This is a genomic window from Halorubrum marinum, from assembly GCF_048381195.1.
GTDB lineage: Archaea > Halobacteriota > Halobacteria > Halobacteriales > Haloferacaceae > Halorubrum.
This window is the reverse complement of the sequence record NZ_JBLWMM010000004.1, coordinates 190,284-213,772: the sequence shown is the minus strand read 5'-3', so window position 1 is coordinate 213,772 and position 23,489 is coordinate 190,284. Positions and strand designations below refer to the sequence as shown.

24 protein-coding genes and 1 pseudogene are annotated in these 23,489 nt (G+C 66.6%); 9 read left to right on the top strand and 16 right to left on the bottom strand.

All coding sequences use genetic code 11. From position 1 onward, the window contains the following. Positions 1 to 7 precede the first annotated feature (7 nt). A complete protein-coding gene (locus tag ACNSN4_RS07510; RefSeq protein ID WP_418285180.1) occupies positions 8 to 244 on the bottom strand; it encodes a CDGSH iron-sulfur domain-containing protein in 237 nt (78 codons plus the stop codon). Between the two features lie 102 nt (positions 245 to 346). Here ACNSN4_RS07510 and msrB point away from each other — a divergent pair, with 102 nt between their 5' ends. Continuing rightward, positions 347 to 766, top strand: coding sequence for a peptide-methionine (R)-S-oxide reductase MsrB (gene msrB / locus ACNSN4_RS07505; RefSeq protein WP_418285179.1), 420 nt, complete (start codon positions 347 to 349; stop codon positions 764 to 766). Positions 767 to 824: 58 nt separating this feature from the next. Here the strand turns inward: msrB and ACNSN4_RS07500 are convergent, their stop codons facing one another. The 3 genes from ACNSN4_RS07500 to ACNSN4_RS07490 all read right to left on the bottom strand — a co-directional run bounded on the left by ACNSN4_RS07500 (position 825) and on the right by ACNSN4_RS07490 (position 4,181). After that, positions 825 to 1,979, bottom strand: coding sequence for an acyl-CoA dehydrogenase family protein (locus ACNSN4_RS07500; RefSeq protein ID WP_418285178.1), 1,155 nt, complete (start codon positions 1,977 to 1,979; stop codon positions 825 to 827). A gap of 574 nt (positions 1,980 to 2,553) precedes the next feature. After that, entirely contained in the window at positions 2,554 to 3,696 is a 1,143-nt protein-coding gene (locus ACNSN4_RS07495; RefSeq protein WP_418285176.1) for a pyridoxal phosphate-dependent aminotransferase, read from the bottom strand. Continuing rightward, entirely contained in the window at positions 3,693 to 4,181 is a 489-nt protein-coding gene (locus ACNSN4_RS07490) for an Lrp/AsnC family transcriptional regulator (protein ID WP_418285175.1), read from the bottom strand. Before ACNSN4_RS07490 ends, ACNSN4_RS07495 begins: the two co-directional genes overlap by 4 nt. A 76-nt stretch (positions 4,182 to 4,257) precedes the next feature. Between ACNSN4_RS07490 and ACNSN4_RS07485 the strand changes: the two are divergent. Then, positions 4,258 to 4,419, top strand: a pseudogene (locus ACNSN4_RS07485) (peptide-methionine (S)-S-oxide reductase); the annotation flags it as partial. A gap of 338 nt (positions 4,420 to 4,757) precedes the next feature. Here ACNSN4_RS07485 and ACNSN4_RS07480 read toward each other — a convergent pair. Further along, on the bottom strand, positions 4,758 to 5,609 hold the full coding sequence (locus ACNSN4_RS07480) for an SDR family oxidoreductase (protein ID WP_418285174.1): 852 nt from the start codon (positions 5,607 to 5,609) through the stop codon (positions 4,758 to 4,760). Between the two features lie 355 nt (positions 5,610 to 5,964). Between ACNSN4_RS07480 and ACNSN4_RS07475 the strand changes: the two genes are divergently transcribed. Beyond that, complete coding sequence (locus tag ACNSN4_RS07475; protein ID WP_418285173.1) at positions 5,965 to 6,261, top strand: DUF5789 family protein; 297 nt, start codon at positions 5,965 to 5,967, stop codon at positions 6,259 to 6,261. A gap of 345 nt (positions 6,262 to 6,606) precedes the next feature. Continuing rightward, positions 6,607 to 7,470 carry an aldo/keto reductase gene (locus tag ACNSN4_RS07470; RefSeq protein ID WP_418285172.1) on the top strand — a complete coding sequence of 288 codons (864 nt, stop codon included), beginning with the start codon at positions 6,607 to 6,609 and terminating at the stop codon, positions 7,468 to 7,470. A gap of 30 nt (positions 7,471 to 7,500) precedes the next feature. Here the strand turns inward: ACNSN4_RS07470 and ACNSN4_RS07465 are convergent, their stop codons facing one another. Both ACNSN4_RS07465 and ACNSN4_RS07460 read right to left on the bottom strand, forming a co-directional pair. Beyond that, the gene (locus ACNSN4_RS07465; protein WP_418285171.1) at positions 7,501 to 8,316 is read right to left on the bottom strand and encodes a hypothetical protein; all 816 of its coding nucleotides are present in this window, start codon (positions 8,314 to 8,316) and stop codon (positions 7,501 to 7,503) included. A 66-nt stretch (positions 8,317 to 8,382) separates the two neighbouring features. Further along, a complete protein-coding gene (locus ACNSN4_RS07460) occupies positions 8,383 to 9,735 on the bottom strand; it encodes an adenylosuccinate synthase (protein WP_418285170.1) in 1,353 nt (450 codons plus the stop codon). A 390-nt stretch (positions 9,736 to 10,125) separates the two neighbouring features. Here ACNSN4_RS07460 and ACNSN4_RS07455 point away from each other — a divergent pair, with 390 nt between their 5' ends. Beyond that, a complete protein-coding gene (locus tag ACNSN4_RS07455) occupies positions 10,126 to 10,431 on the top strand; it encodes a hypothetical protein (RefSeq protein ID WP_004595838.1) in 306 nt (101 codons plus the stop codon). A gap of 168 nt (positions 10,432 to 10,599) precedes the next feature. Here ACNSN4_RS07455 and ACNSN4_RS07450 read toward each other — a convergent pair whose 3' ends face one another. Beyond that, positions 10,600 to 12,870 carry a DUF7527 domain-containing protein gene (locus ACNSN4_RS07450; protein WP_418285169.1) on the bottom strand — a complete coding sequence of 757 codons (2,271 nt, stop codon included), beginning with the start codon at positions 12,868 to 12,870 and terminating at the stop codon, positions 10,600 to 10,602. 105 nt (positions 12,871 to 12,975) lie between these two features. Further along, on the bottom strand, positions 12,976 to 13,464 hold the full coding sequence (locus ACNSN4_RS07445) for an NUDIX hydrolase (protein WP_418285168.1): 489 nt from the start codon (positions 13,462 to 13,464) through the stop codon (positions 12,976 to 12,978). A 131-nt stretch (positions 13,465 to 13,595) separates the two neighbouring features. On the opposite strand from ACNSN4_RS07445, the gene ACNSN4_RS07440 reads away from it, so the two are divergent. After that, entirely contained in the window at positions 13,596 to 14,081 is a 486-nt protein-coding gene (locus ACNSN4_RS07440; RefSeq protein ID WP_418285167.1) for a cupin domain-containing protein, read from the top strand. 8 nt (positions 14,082 to 14,089) lie between these two features. On the opposite strand, the gene ACNSN4_RS07435 is transcribed toward ACNSN4_RS07440, so the two are convergent. Beyond that, a complete protein-coding gene (locus ACNSN4_RS07435) occupies positions 14,090 to 15,061 on the bottom strand; it encodes a transcription initiation factor IIB (protein WP_418285166.1) in 972 nt (323 codons plus the stop codon). Between the two features lie 325 nt (positions 15,062 to 15,386). On the opposite strand from ACNSN4_RS07435, the gene ACNSN4_RS07430 reads away from it, so the two are divergent. Together ACNSN4_RS07430 and ACNSN4_RS07425 are read left to right on the top strand one after the other, a co-directional pair. Beyond that, the gene (locus tag ACNSN4_RS07430) at positions 15,387 to 16,583 is read left to right on the top strand and encodes a M24 family metallopeptidase (RefSeq protein WP_418285165.1); all 1,197 of its coding nucleotides are present in this window, start codon (positions 15,387 to 15,389) and stop codon (positions 16,581 to 16,583) included. Positions 16,584 to 16,731: 148 nt separating this feature from the next. After that, positions 16,732 to 17,916 carry an MFS transporter gene (locus ACNSN4_RS07425; protein WP_418285164.1) on the top strand — a complete coding sequence of 395 codons (1,185 nt, stop codon included), beginning with the start codon at positions 16,732 to 16,734 and terminating at the stop codon, positions 17,914 to 17,916. Between the two features lie 77 nt (positions 17,917 to 17,993). On the opposite strand, the gene ACNSN4_RS07420 is transcribed toward ACNSN4_RS07425, so the two are convergent. From ACNSN4_RS07420 to ACNSN4_RS07395, 6 genes are all read right to left on the bottom strand, one after another. Beyond that, positions 17,994 to 18,230 carry a DUF7120 family protein gene (locus ACNSN4_RS07420; protein WP_418285163.1) on the bottom strand — a complete coding sequence of 79 codons (237 nt, stop codon included), beginning with the start codon at positions 18,228 to 18,230 and terminating at the stop codon, positions 17,994 to 17,996. A gap of 55 nt (positions 18,231 to 18,285) precedes the next feature. After that, a complete protein-coding gene (locus ACNSN4_RS07415; RefSeq protein ID WP_418285162.1) occupies positions 18,286 to 18,888 on the bottom strand; it encodes a CDP-alcohol phosphatidyltransferase family protein in 603 nt (200 codons plus the stop codon). A gap of 26 nt (positions 18,889 to 18,914) precedes the next feature. Next, entirely contained in the window at positions 18,915 to 19,460 is a 546-nt protein-coding gene (locus tag ACNSN4_RS07410; protein ID WP_418285161.1) for an adenylate kinase family protein, read from the bottom strand. After that, positions 19,457 to 20,551 carry a histidinol-phosphate transaminase gene (gene hisC, locus ACNSN4_RS07405; protein ID WP_418285160.1) on the bottom strand — a complete coding sequence of 365 codons (1,095 nt, stop codon included), beginning with the start codon at positions 20,549 to 20,551 and terminating at the stop codon, positions 19,457 to 19,459. The genes ACNSN4_RS07410 and hisC overlap by 4 nt, the downstream gene beginning before the upstream one ends. 201 nt (positions 20,552 to 20,752) lie before the next feature. Continuing rightward, the gene (locus tag ACNSN4_RS07400; RefSeq protein WP_418285159.1) at positions 20,753 to 21,496 is read right to left on the bottom strand and encodes a fumarylacetoacetate hydrolase family protein; all 744 of its coding nucleotides are present in this window, start codon (positions 21,494 to 21,496) and stop codon (positions 20,753 to 20,755) included. Positions 21,497 to 21,558: 62 nt separating this feature from the next. Further along, positions 21,559 to 22,623 (bottom strand): zinc ribbon domain-containing protein, encoded by a 1,065-nt coding sequence (locus ACNSN4_RS07395; protein ID WP_418285158.1) that lies wholly within the window; start codon positions 22,621 to 22,623, stop codon positions 21,559 to 21,561. Positions 22,624 to 22,754: 131 nt separating this feature from the next. Between ACNSN4_RS07395 and ACNSN4_RS07390 the strand changes: the two genes are divergently transcribed. Continuing rightward, on the top strand, positions 22,755 to 23,477 hold the full coding sequence (locus tag ACNSN4_RS07390) for a metal-dependent hydrolase (protein ID WP_418285157.1): 723 nt from the start codon (positions 22,755 to 22,757) through the stop codon (positions 23,475 to 23,477). The last annotated feature ends 12 nt before the right edge of the window (positions 23,478 to 23,489 follow it).

The window sequence follows — 23,489 nt, the reverse complement described above, 5'->3', positions numbered from 1 at the left end:
CGTCCCGCTATTCGTCGGGGTCGTCCAGTTCGCCGACCTCGCGGCGCTCCCCGCCCGCGCTGTCGTTCGCGTATTTATACACGATCCCGTCCTCCTCGTCCGCGGTCGCGTTGTGTGCGCCGTCACAGAGCGGCTTCGAGTCGGAGAGCCCGCACTGGCAGACGTATATCATATCGTCGTCGCCCATGTCCGACTCGTCCAGTTTCGCCGGTCCGCGCTCCGCGTGGGTGATCTCGCGTGCCATACCCGTCGATCGGTGCGTAGCCGAATACGGCTTGCGCCGACGCGTTCGGAACGGCCACGCGACCGCCGCAACCGCCTTGAGCGTGGGACCCGTATCTCGCGTATGAGCGAAACCGACGACCGAAAGCAGGACGACCCCCGGGAACTGAGCGACGAGGAGTGGCGCGAGCGCCTCTCCGAGGAGGAGTACCGCGTGCTCCGCGAGAGCGGCACGGAAGCGAAGTTCTCGGGCGAGTACGTCGACCACCACCCCGACGACGGGGAGTATCGCTGTGCGGCCTGTGGGACGGTTATCTTCGAGGCAGAGACGAAGTTCGAGTCCGGCTGCGGCTGGCCGGCCTTCTACGCCGCCGAGGAGGAGTCGGTGACGACGACGGTCGACACCAGCCACGGGATGCGACGGACCGAGGTCCGCTGTGCGAACTGCGACTCCCACCTCGGACACGTGTTCGACGACGGTCCCGAGCCCACCGGCAAGCGGTTCTGCATCAACTCGGTCGCGATGACGTACGACGACGAGTGAGTGTCCGGGGCGCTGTCGCCCGCGACTGCGCCCGCCAGACCCGCCGAAGTCCGTCGGTTCAGAACCCCTCGTCGAGCAGTTCGCGGGCGACGATGTTCTTCTGAATCTCCGTCGTCCCCTCGTAGATCTGGGTGATCTTCGCGTCGCGGTAGAGCCGCTCGACGTCGTGGTCGTTCACGAAGCCCGCGCCGCCGTGGACCTGGACGGCCTCGTTCGCGACGTCGACGGCGACCCGCGACGCGAACTCCTTCGCCATCGACGCGAGCGCCGTCAGGCTCTCCGACTCGTTGTCGACGGCCCACGCCGACCGGTAGGTGAGCCAGCGCGCCGCCTCGGTGTCGGTGTGCATCTCCGCGAGCTTGTGTTTGATCGCTTGGAAGTCCGAGATGGAGCGCCCGAACTGCTCGCGCTCCTCGGCGTATTCGAGCGCTCGCTCGGCCGCGCCGCGGGCGATCCCGACTCCCTGTGCGGCGACCGCGGTGCGGGTCTCGTCGAAGAAGTCCATGAGCTGGAGGAACCCCATACCGCGCTGGCCGATCAGGTTCTCCTCCGGCACCCTGACGTCGTCGAAGCGGAGCTCCGCGGTGTCGCTCGCGCGGATCCCGAGCTTCCCGGTGATCTTGTCGCGCGTGAGCCCGTCGCGGTCCGCCTCGACGAGGATCTGCGAGAAGCCGGTGTATCGGTCCTCGATATCGGGGTCTGTCTCGCAGACGACGACGAAGTAGTCGGCGACGGTCCCGTTCGTGATCCACATCTTCGAGCCGTTGATCACCCACTCGTCGCCGTCCTTCTCCGCGCGTGTCGCGATCGAAGTCACGTCTGATCCCGCTTGCGGCTCCGAGATGGCCGAGCCCATGATCGCGTCGCCCGCCGTGACCTCGGGGAGGACCCGTTCTTTCTGTTCGTCGGTGCCGAATCCCATGATCGCCTCCGCGCCGAAGCCGGCGCTCGACACGGAGAGCCCGATGCCGGGGTCGGCCGCGAACAGCTCCTCCGTGAGGATGGCGTTCTCCAGCGCGGAGTACCCCACACCGCCGTATTCGACGGGCACGTGCGGTGCAAGTAGCCCCATCTCGGCCGCCTTCTCCATCACCTCGTAGGGATACTCCTCCTCCACGTCGTACTCGGTCGCGACGGGACGGATCTCCTCGTCGGCGAACTTTCGTACCTCCTCGCGTAGCTGTCGTTGCTCGTCGGATAGCCGGAACTCCATAACCGACCGTTTCGCCGAATATATCATAATCGTTCGCAAACAATATGAAATTCAGATTGCGTTTATAATTCTTAATTAGGCGGCGTGATCGATAGCGGGAGTGATTATCTCGGGTTGACTGAGTGAGTGTTTATAAGTGAACGACTGGTGTTGCTGTCGGCTGTTTATACGTAATTGAGGAGTCCGCGTTGACTACCTCCAAAGCCCCAGCCGCTCGCTTATAATCGGTTGTCAGCGGACCGACGGCGAACGCCTCCAAAGCCCCAGCCGCGACGACTCGCGACTGCCCCTTTAACTCCCACCCGACCGCCCGCAACCGCACCTCACGCCTCCCCAGCCTCGTCGGTGGTCCTCCGCTTCGCTCCGGACCACCGACTCCCTCGCACCGTCGGCTCGCCACCGCACCGTCCCTTATGAGTGATCGTCGCCGTCGCTCGCAATTGGTTAAATACTGTAGCGCCATTGAGTTCTGTACCACTCACTCCCGCAATCGATCACGCGGTAAGCCCGCCAGCAGCCACCACGGCCGATACGGATCAGAATTTTCTCGCCGATCAAATCCGAGCGAGTCCCGTCAGTTCCGCCCTTCGACGAACGTCGCGATCCGATCGGTCGCCTCCTTCAGCTCGCGCATCGACGTCGCGTACGACACCCGGAGGTGGCCCTCACCGCCGGCGCCGAAGACGGATCCGGGAACGACGGCGACCCCCTGCGCCTCCAGCAGCTCCTCGGCGAACGCCTCGTCGTCGCCGCCGCAGTCGGGGAACGCGTAGAACGCGCCGCCGGGCTCGAAGGTGTCGAGTCCCATCTCGTTGAACCGCGAGACGACGAGCCGTCGCCGTCGGTTGTACTCGTCGACCATCTCCGCCACCTCGTCGTCGCACCGGTCCAACGCCTCGATTGCAGCGTACTGCGGCGTCGTGGGAGCGGAGAGCATCGTGTACTGATGGATACGGTTCATCGCGTCTATCACCTCGGCCGGACCGAGCGCGTAGCCGAGCCGTAACCCCGTCATCGCGTACGCCTTCGAGAAGCCGTTCACGACGACGGTCCGCTCGCGCATCCCGGGCTGAGTGGCGATCGAGGCGTGGTCGGCCCCGTACGTGAGCGCCGCGTAGATCTCGTCGGCGACCACCCGGAGGTCGTTGTCGCGACAGAACGCGGCCACCTCGGCCATCTCCTCGTCGCTCATCGTCGCCCCCGTCGGATTGTTCGGATAACAGACAACGAGCAGGTCGGCGTCGGCCGCACCGGCCGCTTCCAGCTGCTCGCGCGTCAACGCGAAACCGTCCGCGGCGAGCGTGGGCACCGTGAGCTGCTCGCCGCCAGCCAGTTCGATTCCGGGACCGTACGAGATGTACGTCGGCTCGTGGACCGCGACGGTGTCGCCGGGATCGACGAGCGCGCGGAACGCGAGGTCGACCGCCTCGCTCGCACCGGTCGTCACGATCGCTTCCTCGATCGGGTCGTACGACTGGTCGTATCGCTCGTGATGGTCCGCGATCCGCTCACGAAGGGCGGCCATCCCTCGATTCGCGGTGTAGGACGTCTTGCCGCGTTCCAGCGAGTCGATGGCGGCGGTCCGGGCGGCCCACGGCGCGGAGAAGTCCGGCTCGCCGACCCCCAGCGAGATCACGTCGTCGCGCGCCTCCGCCAACTCGAAGAACTTCCGAATCCCCGATTCGGGGAGATCACGGGCACGTTCGGAGAGCCTCATGGCGATATCGAGAGCCGATCGTCGTCGTCGCCGTCCTCGAATCGAACCCCGCCGTCCTTGTAGGTCTCCATGATGTAGTGCGTCACCGTCTGGGTGACCTCAGGCATGGGTGCGACCTGTTCGGAGATGAACCGAGAGACGTCCTGCATCGTCTCGCCGAGCACCTCGACGGCGAAGTCGTAGTCGCCCGAGACGAGGTGGAGGGCGTCGACGGCGGGGAACTTCGCGATCCGGTCGGCCACCTGCTCGTAGCCGGTCTCGCGGTCGAGTTCGACGTTGATCTCGACGACCGCGCGGATCTTCCCCTCGTCGACGCGGTCCCAGTCGACGACCGCCTGGTAGCCGTGGACGACGTGGTTCGCTTCGAGCGCTGCGATGGCCTCCGCTACCGCGTCGGCATCGAGGCCCGTCTGGGCCGCGATGTCGTCGATGTCCTCGCGGGCGTTCCGCGCCAACACGTCGAGTACCTCGCGCTCGGCGTCCATACCGGTTCATCACACGGGGACGGTTTATGAGTAGCGACGCGCGCAAGACGAGCGATCGGGCACGACCGCTGCCGACTACGCCGGCGGAACGACGCTCAATCCGACGTATCGCTCTCTAAGCGACCACACGGAAGTCTTCCAAGTCGAGTTCGATCCCGACGCGATAGCGTATCGAGACCCTCTCGAGACGGCGTTCGAGGGGCACAACCCGCAGAGCCAAACCGGCAACACGCAGTAGCAGAACGTCGTCTCCGCTGCGACGGCGGCCCAACGAGCTGACCTCGATGAGCTTCTCACTACGCGAGGGCTCACGGCCGAGGGAACTGCAACCCGCGTCGAACGGCTCTCACGGTTCTACCCCGCTGAGGACTCCCACCAGAACTACAACCTCTGTTCTGTCTCCTCAGTCACGGACGCGTTTGAGGCGGTCGGATACGGCGATGTCGAGTTACGCGAGTCACCGATCGCTGCCAAGTTGAACGGGTACGCCGCTGGACACGATGTCGCCATTGACGAGGACCGTTCGACACCCGATCGCGAGACGGCATAGACGACGCCAACTCGTTGAGGACACGGTCACGCGTCGCGCTCGAACGCCGGATCGAACATCTGTGCCGACATCGGCACCGGATCGCCGTCGGTGAGGTTGTACGTCGAGAAGTCGGTGACTCCCGCCTCACGGAGGAGGGCTTCGTCGTAGAAGCTGTTTCCCGTACACGCTGACGGGTCGCGCGCGAGGATTTCGAGCACCGCGTCGGAAACGACCGCCGGGGTGCGCCAGTCGTTCTCGGTTCCGAGTCCGAAGTAGCGGGTCGCACGGGTGTCGATCGCCGTCACCGGCCAGAACGTGTTACAGCCGACATCGTCGCTGGCTAACTCCTCAGCGAGCGAGAGCGTGATGAACGACATCCCGAGCTTCGACCACGCGTACGGCGCCTTCCCCGGCGAGCGGTCAGTTACGACCGGCGGCGAGTTCGACAGCAGCCACGCCTCTTCGAGCCCCGCGAGGTGGTCGGCGAACGCACGCGCAACGAGGTGGGTCCCGCGGACGTTCACCTCGGTTAAGAGATCGAATCGGTCAGCCGGTATGCCAGCGATATTCGCCAGTTGGATGGCGCTCGCGTTATTGATGACGATGTCGACCTCGCCGAAGCGATCGATTGCCTCCTCGACGACCGCCTCGACGCGGGTCTCATCGCGGAGGTCGAGTTCGAGCGCGAGGGCCTCGGGCCCGCGGTCGCGCACCTCGCGGGCCGTCTGCTCGATCGACCCTTCGAGCTCGGTATCGTCGTCGTCGGTCGTCTTGCCCGTCGAGACGATGTCGCAGCCGTGGTCGGCGAGCGCGAGCGCGAGCTGTTTGCCGATGCCGCGGGTCGTTCCGGTGATGAACGCCGTCGAGCCCGAGAGGTCAGGAGCCGCAAGTGCCATGTTCGTGGTTCGGCCGACCGAGGTATAATCCCCGGTGGCTAAGACGTGAACTCAGCGCTGCCGGTCCCGAACGGCTCCGTTCAGACGAGCACGCACGTCGGCACCGTCTCTCGTTGTGATCGAATTCATCCGGCGTCTGAAAGGTGCGAACTGACTGAGTTAGCCACGACACCACATGACCACCACGACACCACATGACATTCACACCACAGCAGACGTACACGAATATAACGGGTTCACCAGCTGTAACTCACTTAATCAGAAACCGATCTTGAATAAAACTGTTTGGGGTTGATTCCTGTTCGCCGCGTACTGGATAACGCAGAGACCGAACGTCGGTTCACAAACAACAGATATGGAATACTCAGATACAGAGCAGATCGTCGAGCAGTCGCTCGAATTCCCAGCGACGCATACCGCTGTGGTCGAACAGATCGGTGCCATTGAAATCACATCTCCATCCGGCGACTCGGTGACAATTCGAGAGATTTTAGACCCAGTCGAAGAAGAGAGTTACCTGAATTCGGACTCTCTCTACGCCGCAATCGTCGGCAACCTCGACGAGACGTTCATTGGACGCAAATATTATGATGACCGAGGCGGCACGACGTTCGGAACCGTAACAGATGACGAGTCTACCGTCTCCTTCTGACGATTTTCCTCGAACGAGTACCGTCGCGCAGTGGGGCAAACTGTGCGAGGAGACGCTCGCAATCGAGACACCGGATCCCTTCGTGCAGGCGGTCTCCGACCTGACGGTGTCCCGGGTTATTCGTCCTCTATTTCGACGATCACCAGACTGCGGCGGGTTCGATACACCTCGCGAGTCGAATCGCCCGCGAACATGGATTTTCTCCGGGTCACTCACGGCGAGAATCGAGAGAACGCGTCGGGGTAGGACGCTCCGATCGGGATTCGAGCCCTGGTCAGTGCCGTTCGAAGGCGTCAGCTTCCGCCATCCCCCACGGCTTTCCGCGTCGCGCGTGATCGTTCGGCCATGGCTTCAGACACCACCAGCCGAAGCGGCACGTTCGACATCGGCGGCGACCTGAGCGTCAACCGCCTCGGTTTCGGCGCGATGCGGGTCACCGGCGAGGACATCATCGGTCGACCAGACGACGAAGCGGAGGCCACGCGAGTTCTCCGGCACGCGGTCGAACTCGGCGTCGACTTCGTCGACACAGCCGATTCGTACGGTCCCGGCGTCAGCGAGCGGCTGATCGGCGAGGCGCTCGGCGACCCCGACGATGTGGTCGTCGCCTCGAAGGCCGGACTGCTCCGTAACCGCGAGGGCGACTGGCTCCCCCACGGCGACCCAGATTTCCTGAAGAATCAAGTCCTGTGTAGCCTCGACCGGCTCGGGACCGACACGATCGACCTCTATCAGCTCCACCGCCCCGATCCCGACACCGACTTCGAGGAGTCGGTTCACGCGTTCGCGGAAATGAAAGACGCCGGTCAGATCGCTCACGTCGGGCTCTCGAACGTCACCGTCGAACAGCTGGAAACCGCCACGGAGATCGTGGACATCGCGACCGTCCAGAACCGGTACGACGTCGGCCACCGCGACGACGAGGACGTGCTCCGCGCCTGCGAGCGCGACGGCGTTGGGTTCGTCCCGTGGGGGCCGATGTACGCGGTCGACGACGAAGGCCCCGCCGAGGTGCTCGGCGACGTCGCCGACCGTCGCGACGCGACTCCCCGGCAGGTCGCGCTCGCGTGGTTGCTCGAGCACTCAGACGTGACGCTGCCTATCCCTGGCACGTCGAGCGTCGAGCACCTCGAATCGAACCTCGCGGCCGCGGAGCTGTCGCTGACCGACGAGGATATAGTCGCGTTGGACGAGATCGATCCGCAGTAGGAACTAAACGGATCGTCGTGCGACGAGCGGTCAGCGAACCGCGTCGATCCCCGCCATCTCGACGACCTTCAGCGCGGTCGCGACGTTGAACGCGAGCCCGAGCGGCGCGGCCGCGATCGCCGCGAGCACGCCGAAGAACGGACCGGCGCGGGCGAGCAGGCTCAGCGGAACGGAACAGAGGGCGGTCGCGACGGCGACGGCGAGAAAGAATCCCAGCGGCTGGTGGCGTGTGACCAGCCCGTACGCTCGTCGAGCCGCGGACCCGATGCCGCGGTCCTCCAGCGCGATGAGGTACACCGTCGGGAAAAACAGGTACCCGGCGACGAGGAGCGCGAGGATCGCAAGCACGAACAACGGCGGGACGACGAGAAGCGGGAGGAAGACGACCGCGAGCGCGACGATGACGAGCGCCTCGAGCGCGATCATCCGGACGGCGAACCGACGAACGCTGGGGACGAAATCGAACTGCCCGGTCGTGATCCCGTCGGCGATGCCGCCGAAATACCCCGCGCTCAGGGCGCCGGAGACGACGACGTAGGCTCCGAGAAGCGGGACGATCAGCGCCAGCGATTCCAGCGTTCCGAACGGGACTGACACCGAGAGACCGTCGCTCCTCGGCGGATCGACGAAGCTCCACAGGTCGTACCGGTAGACGGGAAACGACGCGTGAATCGAGATCCCGTCCGCCTCCCCCACCGCCAGTAGATCGCCGATATTGAGAAGGGCGGTCACGAGCGGGACCAGAGCGAGGGCCCGTAGCCGAGAGGCGTGTGTCACGGTGCGATCGAGGAGCGGTTCGGCGGGAGACGCTCCGCTATCGGAGGCCCCGTTGGAGGGCTGGACCATACCTCCGGTTCGAGTCCGATCGTGAAAATAGTCCCCGTTCGGTCGATATGGCGTCCGTCCGGCGGCCTACTCGTCGAACGGGTTCGTCAGCTCGACCGTCTCCTCCCGGTCCGGGCCGACGCCGACCGCGTAAACGGGCGTGTCGATCTCGTCGGCGATGAGATCAAGGTACTCGCGGGCCGCATCGGGGAGCGAGTCGTAGCCCGCTTCGGCGACCGCGGTCGAGTCGAACTCGTCCCACGTCTCCACCGTCTCGAACACCGGCTCGCAGCGCTCCCACCGGTCGGTCGTCGTGGGAACGGTGTCTCTCTCCTCGCCGTCGAGCTCGTAGGTCGTACACACCTTCAGCTCGTCGAGGCCAGCGAGCACGTCGACGTGGTTGACCGCGACTCCGGTGAATCCAGAGACGCGCGCAGCGTGTCGGAGCATGGGGAGATCGAGCCACCCGATCCGACGGGGGCGACCGGTGACGGTCCCGAACTCGCCGCCCTTCTCGCGGATCTCGTCGGCGAGCGCTTCCGCCTCGGCGTCGCCGTCGAGTTCGGTCGGGAGCGGGCCCGAGCCGACCCGCGAGAGATACGCCTTCACGATGCCGACGACCTCGCCGTCGCCGACGGTCGTGACGCCGAGCCCGGAGCCGACGGCGGCACCGCCAGCGGTCGGGTTCGAGGACGTGACGAACGGGTAGTTCCCGTGGTCGATGTCGATGTGGGTCCCCTGCGCGCCCTCGAAGAGGATCTCGTCGCCCGCCTCGTGACGCCGGTAGAGGTAGTCCGAGCAGTTGACCGTCATCCCCTCGTCGACGAGCCGCTCACCGATACCCGTGAACTCCTCGTGGAGCGCGTCGACGTCGAACGCCTCGGCGCGGTCATCGCCAGCTAGGTCGAGGCCGTACACGTCCTCGACGAGCGCGCGCTTCTGCGGCACGGCGTACTCCAGCTTCTCGCGGAGCACGTCGGGGTCGAGGAGATCCGCGACTCGGATCCCTCGGCGGCCCGCCTTGTCCTCGTAGGTGGGTCCGATTCCCCGCCCGGTCGTCCCGACCTCGTCGCCGGCGTCGTCGTCCGCCTTGACCTCCTCTTCGATCCCGTCGAGCGCGCGGTGGTACGGGAGGATGACGTGTGCCCGGCGCGCGACCCGCACGTCCGGATCGAGGCCGCGCTCGCGCAGGTCATCGATCTCGGTGAACAGCGTTCGCGGGTTGACCACGCAGCCGTTTCCGAGAATGCCGACCGTGCCTCGGACCGCGCCGCTCGGAACCAGCGAAAGCTTGTACTCGACGCCGCCTTCGACGACGGTGTGGCCGGCGTTGTCGCCGCCCTGATAACGGACTACGACGTCCGCGTCCCCTCCCCACCGGTCGACGAGCGCGCCCTTGCCCTCGTCACCCAGCTGGGAGCCGACGATGGTGAGTGTCATACGGCCTGCCAGTTTCCGCCGGGGGGTAAAACAGATTACGGTCCAGCGTCGCACATTGCCCACGTACGTGCATCAATCTCGGAGCGTCAACCAGAGTATATCCCCGTTCATGTAGCACATTCGTTGTGAAGCGAGTGTCTCTAGCGGCTCGGCTGACGCTTCAAACTGCGTTCAGAGACGAATTTCCGGCGAGGAATCCGAAAACTCACCGGCCGAACAGAGGGCCGGTCCCGTCTCACCACGCCGCCCCGGGCGGCCGATACCGTCTCCCGTCAGGCTGGACCGATCGAACACGTTAACTACTGCCACGTCAAAGCCTCGGATCGAGCGACGCGGTGGCGGCCGTCGACAGCAACTTTTAAACGGGGGCATGACAAGTTAACATGTGCCATGATAGATCGACTAGAGAAGGAGGTAGACATGCTTGAACGGCACCTCCAAGTCCTGCGGATGGTTATCGAGAACGAACCGATTGGCATCGTGAAGATGTCGAACGAGACGGGATACCCGCACCACAAGGTCCGCTACTCGCTCCGCGTGCTCGAAGAGGAGAACCTCATCGAGCCGTCCAGTCAGGGGGCCATTACGACGGAGCGCACCCACGAGTTCGTCGACGAGCTCGACGAGAAGCTCGACGAGACGGTCGAGAAGCTCGGCTCGATGCGCATCGACGACGCCGCTGAACTCGAGAACTGAACTGGATCGACTTTGTCCGTGTCGACGGTCGCTGACGGTTGATTTGCGTTTCGTTTGACCCTGTCTACACCGGTACCAGTGACGCGTATCCGACGCCGACAGAGGAATACCCCTCGGTGAGCGACGGAGCTGCGTCGTTTTTCAGCTTCGAGGCGTGATGACGCCCGACTACAGATCGGGAACGGTCATGTGGAATCCGCCGTCGCGAGCCTCGACGAGACAGAGGTGATACCCCTGCTTGCGCGAGAGCTTCACGAAGCTCGAGCGCTTCGACCGACTGAACAGTCCGCCACCGACCGCGTCGCTCGCGGTCTCTAGCGCTCCCGGCTCGAAGAAGCTCTCCGTCACCGCGAACGCCGCCGCGAAGGAGTCGTTCGACTCGGCGATATCGCGGCCGTTGGAGACGAGCGACTCCAGCGTCCCCTCCGCCGTCGGATCACGGCTGTCGTTGAGGTCGGCGACGAACAGGGGGTTTCCCATCCGATCGCGCAACACCAGATCGAACGTGCGCTGTTCGCGCATCTCTTCGCCGTTCTCTCGGATCGTGATGGAGACGGAGCCGGCGATTTCCGCGCGGTCGATCTCCGGAATCGCGTCGTATAGGTCGCGGAGCACGCTCTGGTTCCCGGTCGAGCTCACCTCGAACGGCAGATCCTCGACGAGCCAGCGCGTGAATCCGTACTCGATCGTCTCCCGCAGGAACTCCTCGTAGGGACGGCCGTCGACGAGGAGCCCGTCCGTCTCGAAGCTCGTGTGGTGTTCGATCTGGAGGTTCTCGCGGAGCGCGTCGCGGTCGATGGCACCGTCGTGCGCGTCCTCCAGCGTCGCGCCCCCCTTGGAGTCGTAGCGGACGAAGAGGTTCGTCCCGCTGCGAGCCTCCGACGGCGAGATCGTTCGCTCGCCGTCCGGCAGCCGAGTGCGTGCCTGAGAGAGCTCCTCGCGAAGTCGGTCCCGCTCGGACCGAAGGCTCTCGAGTTCCCGTTCGAGCGCGTCGAGGTCCTCGGCGATCTCGTCGCGTTCCGCCGCGATCGCATCACGCTCCGCTTTCAGCGACTCCCGCTCCGACTGCGCCTCGTCGAGGGAGCGTTCGAGCTGTCGAAGGCGCTCCGACCCACTGCCCTTCTGCGTCTCCGAGGCGGTCTGTGACACTGCCGACCGTCGTTCGGATCGTCGCCCCGTCGCCCGCGGCTCCGGTGAGTTCCTGTCGTCGCCTGCGGCGCTCGTGTTGGCGTCGGAGCGGTCCGCGTTCGATTCGGATCCCTGTCCCGGCGGGTCACTCGCCTCGGAGGGGTCGAGCGCGGGGATCGACTTCTGCTCGCGCCACTGCTCCTCCTCGGAGAACACGTCGTCGTCAGCGACGCCGCCGTCGGAATTTTTCGCGCCACGGTCGTCGCTTTCGGCGGACGAGATGTCGTCGGCTTCGCGGGGTGAGGGTCCCGCGTTGACACCAGCGGATTCGTCGTGCCGTGACGCCGCCGCGTCGATGGCCGTCGCGTCCACAGCCGCAGCGTCTGCGGTCTCCCGGTACGCGGGATCTGCTTCCGGTTCGCGAGTCCGTTCCCCCTCCTCCGCCGCTTGCCCTCCCTGGTCGGCGTCGTGGGCGTCGTGGGCGTCGTCGGCGTCGTCGGCGTCGTCGACAGCAACCGGATCGTCTCCGGCGCTCTCGCTCGGGTCGGCTTCGATCCGCTCGGATTCCTCGGCGCCTGTTGCCTCGGCAGCGTCTCTCACCTCGTCGGTGCCCGTCACCTCGCGGGTACCTGTCACCTCGTCGGCGCCCGTCACCCCGTCCTCGGCTGTACCGGACGAAGCGGCTGCGTCGGTACCAGACGGCGCTGTTTCTCCGTCGGTATCAGTTCCCGTTTCGGTCGACCGCTCGCCGCCACTGCTGGTATCATCGGTGTCGCTCGGGATCTCTCGGACGGTCACATCGACCTCGTAGACCGTGTATATCCCGACTTCGTCGTCGGCGAGCGCGAACGCGTCATCGCCGGTTTCGAGCCGACGGGAGTTACCGACGTACGCGGCCGCCATCGACTCTCCGGCGGTGTACGTGACGTAGTAGTCGCCCGATAGGACGTTCTCGGACAGTTCGATGTAGCCGGTGAATCCCCCCCGCGAGAGCTTGCGGTCCGCCTCCGACAGCGGCGTGTCGTTCGTGTAGTACTGCGCTCGGGGTTCACCTCCCTGCTCCTGCATAGCGAACAGGACCGGAAGCGACTCGTGCGGTGCCTCGTAGACGGTCCCCGACGCGTCCGCGAACGCGTCGAGGTCGGCGTCGGCCGTGCCGACGACGCGACCGTCGAACAGGAACAGCCACCCCATCCCGTCGGTTACCGCACCGGAGAATCCACGGTCCGCGAGGGGTCGGAGTCCGGAGAAGCCGCCCGAGAACTCGCGGGCGTCCCACTCGGTGATCTCCGTTCTTCGCTGTGCGTCCATTCTTGGTTTATGTCGCCAACAACGACTCAAATACCTTCCGGAGCGTGAGACGGCCGTCTGACGCCGTACGACGACGTATTCATGTCCTAAACGTGACCGGTTCACCTATCGCGACGACGAGAATTCGTCCTCGACAGCTTCGATCGCTTCCCGTCCGAGATCGACGACGTCTTCTTCGAGGTCGCTCGCCGCCAATTCCGCGGGCGTGTACCATCGCCACCCGTTCGCGTCGACCTCGTCGTTGCCGTTCGGATCGATATCGCGCGAGTCCACGCGGGCGTAGTAGAGGTGATCGACGTGTTGGTGGCCGACCGATCCGTCCTCGTGGACGTTGATGTCGTGTAACATGAGGTGAGCGGGCTCCGGGAGCCCCCGCGTGTTCGGCCCGGTGATCGACGACTCGGTCGCGACGAGATCGGCCTGCAGCCCCGTCTCCTCGCCGACCTCGCGCAGAGCCGCCTCGTGCGGAAGCTCGTCGCGGTCGACGTGGCCGCCCGGTGGCAGCCGAATTCCGAGCCGATCGTGTTCGTGCAACGCGGTGGCGCCGTCGTTGACGATGTACGTGGTCGCCGTGAAGTGGCGAGTCGTCTCCATGCGTTCGGATCGGCACACGCCCCCTTCGCGGTTTCGGCTCGCGGCGTCAGCGTCTCGCGAGTTTCGACACGCTCCACGCGAACACCTTCCACGCGAACACCTTTGTCGGGGCCGCGTGAGATCGACTCACGATGCCGATTAACGCGGACGACCTGTCGTGGACGACGCCCGATGCCGCGGACGCCGCGTGGCGACGAAAACAACTGGGCGAAGCGGCGGATAGCGAGGAGTTGGGCTGTAGCCTCTACGAGCTCCCGGCGGGCCAGCGGTCGTGGCCGTACCACTACCACACGGCGAACGAGGAGGCGCTGTACGTCCTCGCGGGAGCGGGAACGCTGCGACTCGACGGGGAGACCTACCCGCTCCGTCCGGGCGAGTACGCCGCGTTCCCCGCCGACGCGTCCGGCGCGCACCGCGTGGTCAACGACGGCGACGAACCGCTCCGGTACCTCGTCGTCTCGACGATGCGCGAGCCCGACGTGACCGTGTACCCGGACTCGGAGACGTTCGGCGTGTACGTCGGCTCACCGCCGGGCGGACGCGAGCAGCGGTCGTTATCGGGGTACTATCGGATCGACGACGACGTGGACTACTGGGACGGTGAGAACAACAGGTGAAAACGTCGTCAGTTCAGCGCGACGCCGTCCTCGGCTTCGAGCAGCTCGTGGTACCGGTTCCGGATCGTGACTTCGCTGATGTTCGCCACGTCGCTGACCTCGCTCTGGGTCACCTTCTCGTTGACGAGCAGCGACGCGGCGTACACGGCCGCGGCCGCGAGTCCGACGGGCGATTTGCCCGAGTGGATCCCCTGTGACTTCGCCGTTTCGAGGAGCGATCGCGCCCGCCGCTCGGCCTCGTCCGAGAGGCCGAGATCGGAGGCGAACCGCGGGACGTAGCTCTCGGGGTCAGCGGGCTGGATCTCCAGTTTGAGCTCGCGAACGACGTAGCGGTACGTCCTCGCGATCTCGTCTTTTTCGACGCGGGAGACGGCGGCGATCTCGTCGAGGCTGCGCGGCGTCCCGGCCTGTCGGGCCGCCGCGTAGAGGCTGGCCGTCGCGACGCCCTCGATGGAGCGGCCGGGGAGCAGGTCCTCGTCGAGCGCGCGGCGGTAGATGACGCTGGCGGTCTCGCGGACGTTGTCCGGGAGCCCGAGCGCGCTGGCCATGCGGTCGATCTCGCCGAGCGCCTGCTTCAGGTTGCGCTCTTTCGAGTCGCGCGTGCGGAACCGCTCGTTCCACGTGCGCAGCCGCTGCATCTTCTCGCGCTGGCGGCTCGACAGCGACTTGCCGTAGGCGTCTTTGTCCTGCCAGCCGATGTTGGTCGAGAGCCCCTTGTCGTGCATCATGTTCGTCGTCGGGGCGCCGACGCGCGACTTGCTGTCCTTCTCTTTGGAGTCGAACGCGCGCCACTCCGGCCCGCGGTCGATTTCGTCCTCCTCGACGACGAGCCCGCAGTCGACACAGACGGTCTCGCCGTGTTCCGTGTCCGTCGCGAGCTGGCCGTCGCACTCGGGACACCGCAGTTCCTCCGCCGCCGACTCGTCCGATTCGGTTTCGTCGACGTGCTCCGTCGTATACGTTCGAACGTTTTCGCTCATTGGTTAGTTCAAGTGGAGGGAACGAGAGCCCGAGAGACGAATCTCGGTTGGTTTCCTCACTAACAGATAAGGACTGAGAGAATTTAAATCATAGGTCTGATTTCAATTCTGAAAAGCGTGAGTAGGGACCGTCATGAACGGTGATATGGCGATAGTTGCCGGTAATTTCCGGTGCTCGATCTCCGGTTCTGTTCGCCCGCTGTTCGGGCGGTTTCTCCTATATAGATATTTCGTACCGATCGGTTCGTCGATGGCGGCCGCGGCCGGGGCTGAGACGACCGCCCGAGAGGGCAACCGATATGGCCCGCGCCCGAGGATGAGGGGTATGAACCGCGAGCGTCTCGACGCCCGTCTCGCCGACATCGACACGGACGGCTACCTCCTCGACGCGTCACAGGACGACGCCAACCAGCTGTACCTCTCCGGGTTCACCGGTCCCGACCCGTTCGTGACGCTGTACGCCGACGGCTCCGTCCACGTCCTCGTCTCCGGACTCGAGTACGGTCGCGCGACCGAAGAGGCGGCGGCCGACACCGTCGAGCGGCACGCCGACTACGACTACGAGTACGGCGGCCGCGAGGAACGGTACGACATGTACGCCGCCTTCGTCCGCGACAAGGGCGTCGAGTCGGTGTCGATGCCCCCGCGAGGGCCGGTCGGGACCGCCGACGCACTGCGCGACCGGGGAATCGGCGTGACCGTCGACGGCGACGACGCGCTCGCCGAGGTCCGCGCGGTCAAGACGGACGAAGAGATAGACGCGATCCGCGAGGCCCAGGCGGCCAACGAGGCCGCGATGCGAGCCGCGGAATCGCTGCTTGCCGACGCCGAGGTGGCGGGCGAAGACGTGTCGACAGAAGACGTCGAGGACGGCGACGTTGAGCCGGGCACGCTGCTCTACGAGGGCGAGGCGCTCACCAGCGAGCGCGTCGCCGAGGAGATCGAGGTGACGCTGCTGCGTCACGGCTGCGCGCTCGACGAGACGATCGTCGCCGGTGGCGCACAGGCCGCTGACCCCCACAACCGCGGTTCCGGGCCGCTCCGGGCGCACGAGGCGATCATCGTCGACATCTTCCCGCGCTCGAAGGCGACGAAGTACAACGGGGACATGACCCGGACGTTCTGCGTCGGAGAGCCGAGCGAGCGGCTGCGGGAGTGGTACGACCTCACCGAACGCGCGTTCGAGGCCGCGCTCGACGCGGTCGAGCCGGGCGCGACCGGCGCCGACGTCCACGCCGCGGCCTGTGCGGTGTACGAGGACGCCGGTGAGCCGACGTTCCGGACGGACCCCGACACCGAGACCGGCTTCATCCACTCGACCGGTCACGGCATCGGCCTCGACGTCCACGAACTCCCGCGGCTCGCGAGCGGCGGCGGCGAACTGGAGCCGGGCCACGTCGTCACCGTCGAGCCCGGGCTCTACGACCCCGCGGTCGGCGGCGTCCGGATCGAGGACTTGGTCGTCGTCACCGAGGACGGCTACGAGAACCTCACGGAGTACCCGATCGCGTTCGAGGTCTGACCGGTCCCGTCGAGTTGCCGCTCCGTCGGGTGGCCGCTCCGTCGGGTGGCCGCTCCGTCTGGTGCCGTGCGTGTCCCGATCGCACACCACAGCCGGTCCCGCTGGCCGCGACCGGAAGCCGCTTTGATACCGGTCGAATACGACGACCGTGAACTGGCGGTACAAACACACGGCGCTCGCGCTCTGTACGCTCGCGTTCACCGCGACGATGGTGGCCCGACTGGTCATCAGTCCGCTCGTTCCGCGGATCACCGCCGAGTTCGGCGTCACGAACGCGACCGTCGGGCTCGCGCTCTCCGGGATGTGGCTCGCGTACGCGCTAGCGCAGTTCCCCTCCGGCGTCCTCGGTGACAGGTACGGCGAGCGCCTCATCATTTTGACCGCCGTGGGGGCGACCGCGGTCGCCTCGCTGCTGATCGCGCTTTCGCCGTCGATCGCGGTGTTCGCGCTGTTCACCGTCGTTCTCGGTACGGGAGCGGGGCTCCACTACTCGGTCGCGACGACCTTCCTCACCAAGCAGTTCGACGACATCGGCCGCGCTATCGGCGTCCACGTGGCCGGGGGACCGCTCGCGGGGCTCGCTGCGCCCCCGTTGGCCGCGCTCGTCGGGTCGCGATACGGGTGGCGCGTCGGGATCCTGCTCGGCGTCGCCGCCGCGGTGCCGGTGTTCCTCCTGTTCGCGTGGCGTGTGCGACCGACCGAGCCGGTCCGCCCCGACCAACCGATCCGCGAGCGGTTCGCGCTCGGGCCCCTCGTCGAACTCCTCTCCCGGCCGCGCATCGCGTACACCACCGCGCTGGCGACGCTCGGCGCGTTCACGTGGCAAGCGACCGCCTCGTTCCTCCCGACGTTCCTCGAGATCGGCGGGGGATTCTCCACGGCGCTGTCGGCGCTGCTGTTCTCGCTGTACTTCGTCGTCCACGGCGGGACACAGCCGATCACGGGATCGGTATCCGACCGAATCGGACGAGACGCGACCGTGATGGGCACGATGGCGGCCGGCGTCGTCGGCTACGGGCTGCTCGCCGCGACGGCGGCGTTCGACCTCGGACTCCCGGTAACCGTCGTCGCCGTCGGCTTCGTCGGTCTCGCGATGTCGTGGGGGGCGCCGCTGCAGTCGCGGTTCATGGACCTCCTGTCAGAGGCCGAGCGCGGGGCCGGCTTCGGACTGGTCCGGACCGCCTACATGGTGATCGGTGCCTCGGGCAGCGTCGTCGTCGGCGCGATCTCCGATATCGCCGGATGGACCGTCGCCGTCGGACTGCTCGCCGTCGTGATGGCGCTCGGCCTCGCGACGCTGGCGGCGAACCGGGCCCTGCGGCTCGGGTACTAGCGGCGGCTCGTAGGGGTCGGCTCGGCTGTCGTCACTCCGCGGCCGACAGTTGAGATAACAAGGAGAGCGACGCCGACTTACAGCCGGTCGTCTTCGAGGCTGCCGGGGTCCTGTGCCGTGTCGAACATGTTGTTCTCGGCGCCGTCGAGCATCTCGTCGCGCGGGTCGTCGTCGACGACGCTCACGTTGTACGCCTCGATACCGGACGCGATGAGGTCCTCTGCGGCCTGCTCCTCGGAGACGAACTCCTGGTCGGCGAGCTGCTGGAACTCCGCGTAGACGTCGTCAGACAGGTTCAGCTCGAAGGTGGGCATACCCCCAGTTCCGGCCGGACGCTTTTAAACGTTCGCTCGTCTGCGGTGGGCGGGCTTACAAGTCGCTCCACGCGCCGAGGAACCGCTGGAGCGCGGTGAGGTGGCCGACGACGGCGAACAGCGCGAGCAACAAGCCGACGACGTTCAGCCCGACGACGAGCGGGGCCGAGTACACCGCGGCGACGACGCCGACGACTCCCATCAGCGCGAGCCGGTCCGCGCGCCCGAGGAGCCCGCCGTACTCGCGGCCGATACCGACCGCCTGGATCTGCGTTCCGAGGTACGAGGTCATCAGCACGCCCGTGACCGCGGCGAATCCGAGCGCGTACGCGTCGATCCCGGCCGTGAACCCGGCGATGATCGCGATGTCGGCGTATCGGTCGAGCACGTGATCGAGGAGGTCGCCGCCGTCGGAGGACACCCGCAAGTGACGAGCGAGCGCTCCGTCGACGAGGTCTAACCAGCCGTTGAGCAGGACGAGGACCGCGCCGAGTAGATAAAACGCGGGCTCGCCGACGGCGAAGGCGACACCGGCGGCGACGGCGACGCCGAAGGCGATGACGCTCACTTGGTCCGGCGAGAGCCCGATCTTCGCGGCGGCGCGCACCCACGGTCCGAGCAGGCGATCCGCCACCGATCGGTACTGGTCGAGAGTCATCTATCGATCCGACCCTCTCGTCCGGCTCATATATAATCGATGAAGTCCACGGTGCCGGCGCTCGGCTCGCGCTCGCCCTCGATCGCCGCGCGGATCGCGTCGGCGACGGCCTCGGGGTCGCGGTCGGTGGTGTCGATCTCGTAGACGTTCTCGACGCCGTGTTCGGCGACCGCCTCCGAGAGGATCACGTCGAGCGCCTCGCTCTCCGAATTTTCCGCGACACTCGCGTCGGACTCCCCGCGCTCGCGGAGCCGCGCCTCGATCGTCTCGGGGTGACACCGCAACACGATAACGCGGTCGACGTCGAAGCGGTGCGCGAGGTGGGAGTCGAGCACGCCGGACCAGTCGTCGAGACGGTCCCGGACCGCGTCGAGGTCCGCCACGAGCGTGTCGCGCTCGGCGTCGCGCTCGGTCCAGAGGTCGTCGTCCCCCTTTATCAGGTCGTTGAGGTGAATCACGTCGTACTCTCCCGCGAGGAGCGCCGTCGCCGTCGACTTCCCCGTTCCGGGGGTGCCGGTGACGGCGACGCGGGTCGGCGGGGAGTCCGAACCGGACCGATCCGTACCGCTCACGCCCGAACACCGAGATCGAGGTCCGCCAGCGTCTCGTTGAGTATCGCCACGGCCTCGCGCGTCTCTTCGCGGGTGCCGGTCGAGATCCGGACGTGGCCCGGGAGACCGAAGGAGGTGCAGTCGCGGATGATAACGCCGCGGTCCTGTGCGGCCTCGGCGACCGCGTCGGCGTCGCCGACCTCGGCGAGGACGAAGTTCCCCGCGGATTCGACTGTCGGTGCGTCGAGTTCGGCGGCGATGTGCTCGCGGGCCCACCGAGCCGTCTCGACCGACTTCGCGACGTGTTCCTCGTCGTCCAGCGCCGCGAGCGCGGCCCGGCACGCCAGCTCGTTGGCGGCGAAGGGCGTGTTGACCCGCGCGTAGGCCTCGCCCCACGCTTCGGGGACGACGCTGTAGCCGATCCGGAGTCCGGCGAGCCCGTACGCCTTCGAGAACGTGCGGAGGACCGCCACGTCGTCGCGCTCGTCGACCAGCGGAATCGCGCTGTCGACGTCCGAGAACTCCCCGTACGCCTCGTCGACGACGACGAGCGTCTCCTCCGCGGTCGCGTCCGCGACGGTCGCTATCGCCGACAGCGACATCGTCGATCCGGAGGGGTTGTGCGGCGAGGTAACGTAGACGATTCGCTCGCCGCCGTAGGCGCTGAGGACCGTCTCGGCGCTCTGCGCGAAGCCGTCGTCCGCGGAGAGCGCGTACTCGGTGACCTCACCGTGGTGATAGCGGGCCGACATCGCGTAGTACGCGAATCCGGGACTCGGCACGAGGACCTCGTCGCCCGGCTCCAAGGCGGCCCGCGAGAGGTAGTCGATCGAGCCGTCCGCCCCCGGCGACACCCACACCTGCTCGGGGTCGACGCTCCACGTCTCGGCGATCTTCGCGGTGAGGTCGGTGTGCGACGACTTGGGGTACTGGTGGACGCGATCGGCGTGGTTCCGGATCGCGTCGACCGCGTCGGGGCTCGGTCCGTGCGGGTTCTCGTTCGAGGACAGCTTGATCAGGTCGTCGGGGTCGAGCCCGCGCTCGCGGGCGACCTCCTCGACGCCCCGACCGGGCACGTACGGAGAGTGATCAGAGAGATCCCGTGGTTGCATGGAGAGGTATCCGGGTCGGTCAGTCTTAAGAGTGGCCGAACTCGCTGGTCGTGCGAGTCCGTCACGCGAGAGCCCGGACAGCGGGGACGGCGAACCGTTCATCGGAAACCCGGTGTGGAATCGGCCCGTGCGGCACCGGGTTGCCGGTCTGGTCGTCTCTCGCGGTCACTCCGTCTCAGGGGTCGCAGCTTTCGCGTCGTCTCACGGGACCCGCACGTCGTGTTCGAGGGTGCCGACGCCTTCGACCTCGACCTCGACGGTGTCGCCGTCGGCGAGCGCACCGACCCCCTCCGGGGTGCCGGTAGAGATCACGTCGCCCGCTTCGAGGGTGAGGTACGAGGTGACCTCCTCGATCAGCGTCGGCACGTCGAACATCAGGTACGAGCGGTCGCTCGACTGTTTCGTCTCGCCGTTCACGCGGAGTTCGACGCTCGCGTCCGCGGGAACCTCGTCGGGCGTCGCGAGGACGGGTCCGAGGGGGGCGGCGTTGTCGAACGCCTTCCCGCGCACCCAGTTCTGCTCGCGGTTCTGGTCGTCTCGGTTCGACACGTCGTTCATGCAGGTGAACCCCGCGACGACGTCCATCGCGTCGGCGGCGTCGACGTCCTTACACTGCTCGCCGATGACGACCGCGATCTCGGCCTCCCAGTCGATCCGGTCTTTGCCCTCGGGGACCGTGACCGTGTCGCCGTGGCCCGCGAGCGCGTTCGGCGGCTTCAAGAACAGGAGGGGCCGATCCGGGACCTCGTTGTCGAGTTCGGCGGCGTGGTCGGCGTAGTTACGGCCGATACAGACGATCTTCGTCGGCTCGACGGGCGGGAGCACGTCGATGACGGGGTCGTCGAGCGCGTACGCCGCCCCGGCGAACGAGACGGTGTCGGTCTCGGGGTCGTACGTTCCCTCGCGGATCGAGCCAGCCGGGTCGCGGAACCGTGCGCGGTGCATACCGCCCCGTCGGACGGACTGATAAAAGGATTGCCGGAGGGCGCTCAGCGGAAATCGACTGATCAGCGCTTCCGCTCCGTCTCCCCATCCAGTTTCGTCTCCCCATCCAGTTTCGTCTCCCCGTTCCGTCCGAACTCGGAGTCGTCGAGGTCAACGTCCGGATCGATCTGCGTTTCGCTCGCGTCGCGGCCGAACAGTTCCTCGCGGGCGCAGTCGGTACAGTAGTGGTTGTGACGGATCGAGTGGGTCCGAATCGGGACGCCCGCGACGACCGTCTCATCGCGGCGCCGGCGGACGACCCCGCGCTCGAAGTCCTCGCCGCAGACGACGCAGGGGGCCTCAGTCCGCTCCGTTGCGGGGGTGATCCGGTGGTCGACGGTTCGGATACGGCCGAATCGGGAGAGACCGTGTCGACGATCGAGCCGACGCTCTGCAGGCGGTGTCAGCCACAGCCCGATCGCGGCGAACGCGAGCCCGAACAGCGCGCCGAGGACCGCTCCCTCTCCGATCGAGACGGAGGCGATTCCCAGCCCGATGAACAGTAACAGTCCGCCCAGGAGATAGCCGGAGAGCGTGACGAGCGGGTCCGCATCGCGGGGCGTCGCCAGTTCCCCGTCCGGGAGCGGACCGTCGGAGACGCTGAGCCGGCGCGTCTCCGCCAGCTCCGAGTGGTGGTACCACCCGTACAGCAGGTTTCCGACGCCGCCGGTCGTCAACAGGAGAAGGACGTGGATCGAAATCGAGCCGATGTCCCTGTCGACGAGTACGACCCGATCGCCGTGGTCCTCGGTGAGCTCCCACCCCGTGTTGAGGTGGTCCCGTACTCGGGCGCGGAACTCGCGTCGGGCGTCCGGATCCGCGGTGTCGTCGGCGTCGGTAGTCCGCGAATCGGGAGTCGGGCTCCCGGTGCTCCCGCACGCCGCTCCGCAGTTCGCGCAGAACTCGTCGCCGGGCGCGACGGGCTCGCCGCACTCCGTGCAGTACGCGGGCGGGGCACCGCTCCGCGGTTCCGCCGCGCGCAGATCCGCGCCACAGCCCGGACAGAAGTTCGCGTCGGGGGCGACCGCCCCATTGCATTCCCGACACCGCTCGGTCTGCGGCGGGGCGTCGTTCCGCTCGGAGGGCATCGACAGACGGTTCGCGCGGCGAGCGCTTAATTCCTCTCCCGACGGCTGGGTACGGTGCCGGTGTCGATCCCGTTCGACCAGATCGCGGCGTCGGTTTTTATTACGACTCGCTGAGAGATCCAACGCGTATCATGGAACTCACTTGGCACGGCCACTCGACGTGGCACGTCGTGGTCGACGACACCGAACTGCTGATCGACCCCTACTTCGACAATCCGAAGACCGACGTCGATCCGGAAGAGCTCGACCCCGACTACCTCCTCTTGACGCACGGTCACACGGACCACATCGCCGACGCCGATCGGTACGAGGGCGCGACCGTGGTCGCCACGCCCGAACTCACGAGCTACGTCCAGGACACGTTCGGCCACGACTCCGCGGTCGGCGGCATGGGGATGAACATCGGCGGCACCGTCGAATGCGGCGACGCGTGGGTGACGATGGTCCGTGCCGACCACTCCAACGGGATCGACACCGGCTACGGCACGTCCGCGGGAATGCCCGCCGGATTCGTGATCGGCGACAAGAAGCCGACACAGGAGTCCGACGCCGACTGCACGACCTTCTACCACGCCGGTGATACGGGGATCATGTCCGAGATGGTCGACGTGATCGCGCCGTACCTCGAACCCGACGCCGCGGCGCTCCCCGCGGGGGATCACTTCACCATGGGACCGGCCGGGGCCGGTATCGCCGCCGACTGGGTGGGTGCCGACGTCGTCTTCCCGATGCACTACGACACGTTCCCGCCGATCGAGATCGACACGCGTGAGTTCGTCAACGAGGTGAAAGCGGCCGGTGCGGCCGCCGAACCGGTCGTGCTCGACGGCGACGAGACGTACACGCTGGAGTAGCGTCCCGCGACC